This is a genomic window from Paratractidigestivibacter sp. (assembly GCF_052362415.1).
Lineage (GTDB): Bacteria > Actinomycetota > Coriobacteriia > Coriobacteriales > Atopobiaceae > Paratractidigestivibacter.
In genome coordinates, this window is record NZ_DAWEMK010000014.1 from 14,377 (window position 1) to 18,073 (window position 3,697).

The 3,697-nt window shown below is 70.2% G+C and carries 4 protein-coding genes; all 4 read left to right on the plus strand.

Features of this window, described 5'->3' with window-relative positions; all coding sequences use genetic code 11:
- A partial coding sequence (locus ACT84W_RS02695; RefSeq protein WP_444328125.1) for an FtsW/RodA/SpoVE family cell cycle protein occupies window positions 1-268 on the plus strand: 268 nt, incomplete at its 5' end.
- 21 nt (window positions 269-289) lie between these two features.
- Entirely contained in the window at window positions 290-1,333 is a 1,044-nt protein-coding gene (locus ACT84W_RS02700) for a hypothetical protein (protein ID WP_444328126.1), read from the plus strand.
- Window positions 1,330-3,207, plus strand: a complete 1,878-nt coding sequence (locus ACT84W_RS02705) for a TIGR03960 family B12-binding radical SAM protein (RefSeq protein WP_444328127.1) — start codon at window positions 1,330-1,332, stop codon at window positions 3,205-3,207. Before ACT84W_RS02700 ends, ACT84W_RS02705 begins: the two co-directional genes overlap by 4 nt.
- Window positions 3,204-3,697: TIGR03936 family radical SAM-associated protein (locus ACT84W_RS02710; protein ID WP_444328128.1), on the plus strand; the 494-nt coding region annotated here is incomplete at its 3' end. The genes ACT84W_RS02705 and ACT84W_RS02710, both read left to right, overlap by 4 nt.

Genomic DNA, 3,697 nt, shown 5'->3' on the forward strand with positions numbered 1-3,697 from the left:
CCAGGACGGCATGCAACCGAAGTTCAGCCAGTACGGCCTCGGCACCGCCACGCGGATCGACAACCTCTTCAGCAAGATGCTGCTCGTCGGCTGCTGCGGCATGTGGACCTTCCAGGTGCTCGAGAACATCGGCATGTGCATCGGCATCATGCCCATCACGGGCATCCCGCTGCCCTTCATCAGCTTCGGCTCGTCGTCCATGGTCTCGCAGCTCATGGCCGTGGGCATGGTACAGTCTGTCTGGCGTCACCGCCAGAAGGCGGCGTAGGGACACAAAGGGGAGGGTCACATGGCGCGTCGCGCTGAACATGGCAAGAAAGGAAGCTCAGGGTTCCCGCTCTCGGGCCTCTTTGATGTGGCTTCCGCCGGGAGGGAGAGCCTCGACGCGATGGACGGCGAGGTACACGTCCGTGTCCGCGTGGGCGCCTTCTGCGACCGCTCGCTCGCCCTCGCCGCGAAGGACGCCCTCACGGCTCGGCGCGCCGGGGGCATCGTCGAGGTCATGGGCCTTGCCGGGGCCGTCGCCTCGGCGTCTAACCCCGACGCGGTCATCGTGCTCGTGGGGCCCGGCGAGCAGGGCGTCTTTGACATCGCGTCCCGCTGCGCCTCGGCGGGCGTGCCCTGCGGGATCGTCGCCGAGTCCGCGCTCGACGTCCCTTCGCTCGGCTCCTTGGGCGACGGCGCCCCCGCGCTCATCAGTGCCTCGGACCCCTCCGCGCTCGCGCCCAAGCTCGCGGGCTGGCTCGCCCGCTCGGTCCCCAGCCCGGTGACGCTCGCCGCGAACTTCCCGTTCTGCCGAGACGCCGCAGTGGGGCTGCTCACCTCGCGGTGCGCGGCGGAGAACGCCGCGGTGGGCGCCATCCCGCTCATCCCCGGGTCCGACTACCCGATCATGTGCATCAACCAGGCCAAGCTCGCCCTCGACATCGCCGCCTGCTACGGTCGGGGCGTGGAGCTCTCGCGCATGGTCGAGGTCGGCGGCGTTCTCGGCGCCGGGCTCGCCTACCGCTCCATCGCGCGCTTCTTTGCCGGGCTCGTCCCCGGGCTCGGCTGGGCGCTGAAGGCCGGCATGGGCTATGCCGGCACCGTCGCCACGGCGAAGGCGGTCCAGGCGCGCTTCGACCCTCCGGTATCCCGGCAGGGGAGAGCCGCCTCATCGCCCGAAGGCAGCGAGCCTGCGCCCGGGCCATCCCCGGAGCCCTCCCGTGCCGCCTCCGCGCTTCCCTGCGCGCCTTCTCGCCGCGCGCGGTCGCGAGCCGAGGCCGACTGCACGGGCGCCGATTCCGGCTACCTCGTGATACCCGTCGACGACCAGTCAGGAGCCTCCGAGTGAAGGCAAAGCGAGAGAACCTCTTCCACCTGCTCGAGCCGCTGCTTCCGCACGTGGAGCACCCGAGCCGCTACCTCGATCACGAGTGGGGCGCCTGCGAGGAGCAGGACGGGCCCTTCCACCTGTGCATGTGCTATGCCGACGTCTATGAGGTGGGGCAGCCCAACCTCGGCGTCTCCATCCTCTACAACACGGTGAACGCGCAGCCGGGCATGAGCTGCGAGCGCGCCTACCTCCCATGGACGGACATGAGCGCGCTCATGCGCGAGCGAAGGGTTCCCATGCTCTCGCTCGAGGGCGCCGCGCCGCTCGCGTCCTTCGACGCCGTGGGCTTCACGCTCGCCCATGAGCTCATCTGGACGAACGTGCTCGAGGCCCTTGACCTCGCGGGCATCGCCCTCACGAGCGACGGGCGCGACGAGGACGACCCCATCATCCTCGCGGGCGGGCCTTCTGCCTGGAACTGTGAGCCGATGGCGCCCGTCTTCGACGCGGTGCTGCTCGGCGACGGCGAGGAGTCGATCGTCGAGGTCTGCGCCCGCATCCGCGACTGCCGCGAGAAGGGCATGGCGCGCGCGGATCTTCTTTGTTCGCTGGCGGAGCTGCCCGGCGTCTACGTGCCCTCGCTCTACGACATCGTGGTCGACGAGACCTCGACCCGCTGGGGGTACGCCGTGCCGAGGCCCGGGACCCCTGCCCGCGAGGTCGTGCTCAAGAGCTGCATCCCCGATCTGGCCGCCACGCCCCCCGTCGCCGCGAAGATCGTTCCGTACATGGGTATCGTCCAAGACCGTCTCTCGCTCGAGATCCTGCGCGGCTGCGCCCGCGGCTGCCGCTTCTGCCAGGCGGGCATGACGTACCGCCCGGTGCGCGAGCGCCCCGCCGACCAGATCGTGCAGGCGGGGGAGGAGGGGCTCGCCGCGAGCGGCCACGACGAGATCAGCCTGACGTCGCTTTCCACCACCGACCACTCCCAGTGCGCCCAGATCCTCAACCGCATGCACGCCGACCTCTCGGGCCGCGGCATCCGCGTGTCCATCCCCTCGCAGCGCCTCGACTCCTTCGGGGTCGAGATGGCCATGGCGGTCGGCGCTGGAAAGAAGGGCGGCCTCACCTTCGCGCCCGAGGCCGGCAGCCAGCGGCTCCGCGATGTCATCAACAAGAACGTGACCGAGGACGACCTGGAGCGCGCCGCGCGCAACGCCTTCGAGAACGGCTGGCGCCGCTGCAAGCTCTACTTCATGATGGGCCTGCCGACCGAGACCGACGAGGACGTCGTAGGTATCGTCCGCGCTGCCGAGCGCGTCCTCGAGATCGGCCGCGAGGTCGTGGGCAAGGGCCCGAAGAGCGGCGTTTCGGTCACGATCTCGGTCGCCGTCTTCGTCCCTAAGTGCTACACCGCCTTCCAGTGGGCGGGCCAGCTCGCTCCCGCGGAGGTCCGCAGGCGCCAGCAGCTGCTCCTGCACTCCTGCAACGACCGCGGCGTCAGGATTAACTACCACGACTCATCGACCTCGCTCGTCGAGGGGGCTATATCAAAGATGGGCCGCGACGGGTTCAAGCTCCTTCTGGAGGCATGGCGCCGCGGGTGCCGCTTCGACGCCTGGACGAGCGAGTTCTCGTTCGACCGCTGGAGCGAGGCGGCCGTCGCCTGCGGCTACGACCTCGAGGACATCGCCTGCGAGGAGTTCCCCGTGGACGCTCGGCTTCCATGGGACCACACCTCGCCCGGCGTCTCGAAGGGGTTTCTGCAGCGCGAGTGGCGCCGCGCCGCGCAGGGCGTCACCACGCCGGACTGCACGCGCGAAAGCTGCGTCGGCTGCGGCGTGTGCCCGACCTTGGGAGTGGAGAACGTGATCTGTGAGGAGCGCAAATGAGCGGTGCCAGGCCCCAGCCGTGGGGAGACGCGAAGCCCCAGGACCTCTCGCTCATCAAGGAGCTCCCGCGCCTGCGCGTCGAGTACGCGAAGGGCGACCGCCTCGCCTTCCTCGGCCACCTCGAGGTGCTCGAGACGATCAACCGCTGCATCCGCCGCGCGCAGCTGCCCTTCTCCATCGGCAACGGCTTCGCCCGGCGCATGCGAATCCAGTTCTCGCAGGCGCTGCCCGTCGGCGCGTCTTCGGTGTGCGAGTACTTCGACCTGCGGCTCTCTGAGGAGGTGCCCGTGGACGAGGTGCTCGTGAGCCTGCGGGCCGCGACCCCGCTGGCGCTCGCGCCCTCGCGCGCGGCCTACGTCGACGGGCGCGCGCCCGCGCTCGAGAGCTGGCTCACCCGTTCCTGCTGGAAGGTGCTCGTGCTCGACTGCGCCGTCGGCGCGTCCGAGCTCTCCGGGCGCATCGGCGCCGTCCGCGACGCCGGCGTCATGGA